The 5700-nt window shown below is 47.1% G+C and carries 5 protein-coding genes; 1 reads left to right on the top strand and 4 read right to left on the bottom strand.

Annotated elements, in window-relative coordinates; all coding sequences use genetic code 11:
• Positions 1–190: 190 nt before the first annotated feature.
• Together lepA and RMO84_RS01665 are read right to left on the bottom strand one after the other, a co-directional pair.
• Complete coding sequence (gene lepA, locus RMO84_RS01660; protein ID WP_310486717.1) at positions 191–2005, bottom strand: translation elongation factor 4; 1815 nt, start codon at positions 2003–2005, stop codon at positions 191–193.
• 267 nt (positions 2006–2272) lie between these two features.
• Positions 2273–3046, bottom strand: coding sequence for a Uma2 family endonuclease (locus RMO84_RS01665; protein WP_310486718.1), 774 nt, complete (start codon positions 3044–3046; stop codon positions 2273–2275).
• Between the two features lie 213 nt (positions 3047–3259).
• On the opposite strand from RMO84_RS01665, the gene RMO84_RS01670 reads away from it, so the two are divergent.
• Entirely contained in the window at positions 3260–3472 is a 213-nt protein-coding gene (locus RMO84_RS01670; RefSeq protein ID WP_310486719.1) for a DUF6737 family protein, read from the top strand.
• Positions 3473–3611: 139 nt separating this feature from the next.
• Here the strand turns inward: RMO84_RS01670 and tsf are convergent, their stop codons facing one another.
• Both tsf and rpsB read right to left on the bottom strand, forming a co-directional pair.
• The gene (gene tsf, locus RMO84_RS01675) at positions 3612–4556 is read right to left on the bottom strand and encodes a translation elongation factor Ts (protein ID WP_310486720.1); all 945 of its coding nucleotides are present in this window, start codon (positions 4554–4556) and stop codon (positions 3612–3614) included.
• Between the two features lie 141 nt (positions 4557–4697).
• Positions 4698–5486, bottom strand: a complete 789-nt coding sequence (gene rpsB / locus RMO84_RS01680) for a 30S ribosomal protein S2 (protein WP_310486722.1) — start codon at positions 5484–5486, stop codon at positions 4698–4700.
• Between the last annotated feature and the right edge of the window lie 214 nt (positions 5487–5700).

Consider the following 5700-nt stretch of genomic DNA (forward strand, 5'->3'; position numbering starts at 1 on the left):
TTTGTGAACTGAGATCGAGGTATTTATGCCTTCTAATTTCTAGATTATTTCCAGTCATTTTCTCCCATTAGAGTTACTTTAGATCTAGATGGTGGGCAGTGCCCACCCTACATTTATCCTAAATTCAGAGTAGGGGCAATTCATGAATGGCCCCTACTCTGAATTTCAGCAATACCCAACTCTCAACTCATTAAGTGTCTTTATTCAATTTCAACACCGCCATAAATGCTTCCTGCGGTACATCTACCGTACCAACAGACTTCATCCTTTTCTTACCTTTAGCTTGCTTTTGCAGCAATTTCTTCTTCCGCGAAATGTCACCGCCATAGCATTTTGCCAGTACATCTTTCCGCAGTGCCGGGATATTTTCACTGGCAATAATCTTACTGCCGATCGCGGCTTGAATCGGGACTTTAAACTGGTGACGGGGAATTAATTCTTTGAGTTTTTCGGTCATCGCCCGACCGACATTATAAGCCTTATCTCGGTGGACGATCATCGCGAGCGCATCGACGGGATCGCCATTGATCATCAAGTCTAATTTAACCAGATGATTTTCGCGATAACCGATCGGTTGATACTCCATACTGGCATAACCGCGCGTATTTGACTTCATTCGATCGAAGAAATCAGTCACGACTTCCGCCAACGGCATCTCATAAATTACCGTCGTCCGTCCTTTGGTGAGATATTTCATGTCTTTGAATTCACCGCGTCGGTTTTGACACAGTTCCATCAATGTCCCGACATATTCTTCGGGAGTTATCATCTCCAATTTGACGTAAGGTTCCTCGATCTTTTGGCGATGATTGGGATCGGGGAGCGTGCTGGGATTGTCGATATAAGTTTCTTTGCCCTGAATATCTGTGACTCGATAAACTACCGAAGGTGCGGTGGTAATTAGGTCTAAATTATATTCCCGCTCTAGTCGCTCCTGGACGATTTCCATGTGCAAAAGTCCCAAGAATCCACACCGGAAGCCAAACCCCATTGCACTGGATGTTTCTGGCTCGTATTTAAGGGCAGCATCATTGAGGCGCAATTTATCTAAGGCATCGCGCAACTCTGGATACTGATCCGCATCCGTTGGGAATAGTCCGCAAAATACCATCGGTTTGGCTTCGGCATAACCGTCTAAAGCTTTGGCTGCGGGATTGCTCACCATCGTAATCGTATCCCCTACCCGCGCATCACCAACGGCTTTAATCGATGCAGCGAAATAACCCACTTCCCCCGCGTGCAGCTCGTCTACTTCTACCTGAGTGGGTGAGAGGATACCGAGTTCGTCGATGACGTATTCCTTGCCACTCGCCATCAATCTCACTTTATCGCCACGTTTGACGCTACCATCCATAACGCGAAAATACACGATCACGCCCCGATAGCTGTCGTAATAACTATCGAAAATTAGGGCGCGTAAGGGTTGGTCGATCGTATCGCGCGGCGGCGGCACTAGCAATACTACCGATTCTAAAATCTCCTGAATCCCAATCCCTTGCTTGGCAGAAGTCAAAATTGCCCCACTACAATCCAAGCCGATAATCTCTTCAATTTCCGCTCTCACCCGCTCCGGTTCGGCTCCAGGTAAATCGATCTTATTGAGGACGGGGATAATCTCTAAATTGCTCTCCAATGCTAGGTAAACATTCGCCAAGGTCTGCGCCTCTACCCCTTGGGAAGCATCGACTACTAATAATGCACCTTCACACGCTAATAAGCTCCTAGACACCTCATAAGAGAAGTCAACATGTCCGGGAGTGTCGATCAGGTTGAGGACGTATTCTTGACCGTCCAGAGCCGTATAATTCATCCGCGCGGCTTGGAGCTTGATCGTAATTCCCCGCTCTCGCTCCAAATCCATATTATCGAGAAATTGCTCCTTCATCTCTCGATTGCTAACCGTGCCCGTATCCTGCAACAATCGATCGGCAAGGGTCGATTTCCCGTGGTCGATGTGAGCGATGATCGAAAAGTTGCGAATTCGTGAGACAGGCACATTGGTCATAGCAGTCTAAAAGATTTGGGGATGTGGCGAACTAGATCTTGGTGGTATGGATTATATTTTATCCGTTTGAGCGATTGGTGTGGCCTGTATCCGACAATAAGCGAATCACAAAGTTGCCAATTCAAGAGACAAGTACATCGATCGCGATCGAGTCTGAGGATGTCAGGAATTTAGAGACGCGCTAGATTTGCTAAGCAGTGCCTCACAATCCATCAGTTTAGCGCAAGCCTTTAGCAAAGAGCGACCTGCTCAACTGGTAACTTTATGCTAGCTGGCTGGTAAATTCTCTGGATCGATACCTTGCAATCGCAAATAAGCCATCAACCGCTCTTTTTGTTGACGCTCCTGCTCCGCCCGTTGACGCTCTTGTTCGGCTCGTTGCCGCTCCTGCTCGATCTGTTCGACAGCCCACGGCAGCAGAGTACCCGACTCATCCCACCACCGCAGCCAATAGCCGGATCGGCCCTCTTTCTCACCCCGCCAGGTGCCTAGAAATAAGTTCATCGCTGCAATCCAATGTCGTCCGTCAGGATCGGGTAAAACCAGATCGTAGCGGTCATTTTTGAGTTGATAAAATTCTAGTAACCCACCCTCTGGCTCAAAAATAACGTAGATTGGTACGCGGAGAATTTGCTCGTAAAAGAACCATTTGCCCGGAGGGAAACTGCGCTTGACGGAATATTCGCTCCCATCGATATCGGACAGGAATTCCATGACGATCGCGGGTAGATCTCCCTCTGCGTGAGGTGTGTAGCTTCTTCGCGTCGATTCGATCGGGTTTGCGGCGGCGACATACAGCCAATCTGGTGCTTTAACCACAATTTGTTCGTCGATCGTCGCACACAGCCCAAAGTTAGATACGATGAGCATTTGCGGTTGAATTAAACCACTTAGCTCTAGACTTTCGCGCAATGCCCCCGCGAGTAACGGTTGTCCATCATTCTCCACAGGATCGTCCTCTAATTGAAAATCCTTGGGTAAAGGCTCCCAAGTAACTATTGGTTGATGGTTGATGCTGGCGATACTGAGTTGAGCAGTCATGACCTTTATCTATTTAGTCTCAGTCTTATTTTATCCTGTTTGCCGATCGAATTGGGAAGGCATCGAATTGTACTTACGATCTGCTATCTAAACATCGAATTTTATTTCTGCTAGATTCTGTTCTCAAGCTGGAATAAGATTTTGAATGTTGGCGATCGATCGTCGATCTTATCAGTTCAGAATTTGAACACTCACATTTTTTAACTTTCAACTATGAGTAATACTAGTATGTGGGAATCTAAACCTTGGTGGTGTCAACCGTGGACGATCCTGTTAACGGGAATAACGATCGTTAGTGGAAGTTGGTTGTTATTCCATACTTTATGGCTAACTTTACCAATAGCGATCTTAATTAGCATCTGGTGGACTTATTTTTTGATTATTATCCCCAGATTATTATCACAACAAGATTCAGATCGAGCATAAGAGGATGTTTTGAAAGTATTATTTGTGGCTATGGCTAGACATCCGACTTGTGCGAGAAGTCTGATGTCTATTCCACAGTTCCATAAAAAGGGACAGGTCTAAATTTAGACCTGTCCTTTATATTTATCCTACTTGGAAATTACATTTTGCTCATTTGAGCGGCAACTTCATCCGCAAAATTGGACTCTACTTTTTCAATCCCTTCACCGAGAATAAAGCGAGTAAAGCGGCGAACTGTCACATCTTCACCCAATTGTTTGGTAGTTTGAGCGATTAACTCAGTGACAGAGATATTTTGATCCTTGATGTAGGGTTGATCTACCAAGGTCATTTCTTTGAGGCGTTTATCGATGCGTCCTTGGACGATCTTTTGTTTGATATTATCGGGCTTGTTAGCAATATCATCGCGCCCCATTTCGATCTCTTTTTCCTTGGAAGCGATCGCTTCAGGAATTTCGGAGACGTTGATATACTCCACATTAGGGCAGGCCGCAACTTGCATTGCCAAGTTTCTAGCTAAGGCTTTGAAGTCTTCGCTATCTGCGACTTTTGCAGACGCACAACCGAGTTCTAGCAATACGCCAACTCGTCCACCAGTGTGGATATATCCATCAACGGCACCCTGGGTACCATCAGCGACACGATAGTTCGCCAAGCGACGCACATTGAGGTTTTCACCGATTTTGGAGATCGATTGCACGATCGCTTCTGATACCTTGATACTGTGATCGGCAGCGTAGGGTTGCTCTAAAAGCGCATCAACGCTATCGGCAGAGATCGCTTGGTGTGCCAGACTTTGAACGAGATCTTTGAAAGCATCATTACGTGCCACAAAGTCAGTTTGACAGTTGACTTCGATCGATACGCCAGCTTTGCCATCGGCTTGAATATAGTTATCTACCAAGCCTTCAGCGGTGACTCTGTCACTTTTTTTGCCAGCAGCAACCATGCCTTTTTGACGCAGCCATTCTGAGGCTTTGGTCAAATCGCCTTCAGTTTCGCCTAAAGCTTTTTTACAGTCCATCATCCCTGCACCTGTCTGGCGGCGCAGTTCTTGAACCATCTTTGCAGTTATTTCAGCCATGTTCCTTTATCTGTGTTCGAGATGGTTGTGGGTAAGCGGGTGGATAAGTGGGTGGATGAGTGAAATAGTGGATGAGTAGATGATTTACTCACTCTATTCACTAGTCACTATCCACTACCCCCTATCCACTATCCCCTAATTTTAGCCTTCGCCGCCTTCATCAGCAGCTTCAGCCTCAACGTCGTCCTCATAGTCTTCTTCGACGTCTTCATAGCCATCGTAAGGATCGATATCCGCACCTTCGAGTTGACCGTGACGGCCTTCGTAGATCGCATCGGCGAGTTTGCCAAGGATCAGTTTGACGGAACGAATGGCATCGTCATTTGCGGGGATCGCAACATCAACCAAGTCGGGGTCGCAGTTGGTATCTAGCAGGGAGACGATTGGAATATTCAGCTTTTGGCATTCCAGCATCGCGTTATATTCCCGTCGTTGATCGACGACAATCACGATATCGGGTACCTTGCGCATCTTTTTGATCCCACCCAGATATTTCTGGAGTTTCGCCATTTCCCGCCGTAAGACAGAAGCTTCTTTCTTAGGTAACAAATCTAGCGCGCCGCTGGCTTCGCGACGTTCGAGATCCTTCAAGCGTTCGACCCGAGTTTTGATCGTCGTCCAGTTGGTGAGCATTCCCCCCAACCACCGTTGGTTGATGTAGGCTGCACCACACCGACTCGCTTCTTGCGCGATGATGCCGGCGGCTTGACGTTTGGTACCGACAAATAGAAAGTGTTTGCCTTGTTCGGCGGCTGTCCGCATATAAACATAGGCTTCTTCCATCAACTGGGCAGTTTGCACCAAGTCGATGATATGTACGCCGTTGCGCGCAGTGAAGATGAAGGGAGCCATTTTGGGGTTCCACCGTCTGGTTTGGTGTCCAAAGTGAACGCCAGACTCCATCATTTGCGCCAAGGTTACTACTGGCATAAGCTTTTTTACTCCTAATCGGGTTTATCCTCCATCCAGGCTGTATTTCGCTTGCGAAACACCCGAATTCCTGAATGTGCGAATTTTTAGACAACCTTCTTATAATAACGCAAGTTGGGTGCTAGTGATTGTAGGGGATAGGGGATAGGGGATAGGGGATAGGGGATCGGGGATTGGGGATAGGGTATAGGGGCTAGGGGATAGGGGATAGGGG

It is taken from the genome of Chamaesiphon sp. VAR_69_metabat_338 (assembly GCF_031423935.1).
Taxonomy (GTDB): Bacteria; Cyanobacteriota; Cyanobacteriia; order Cyanobacteriales; family Chamaesiphonaceae; genus Chamaesiphon.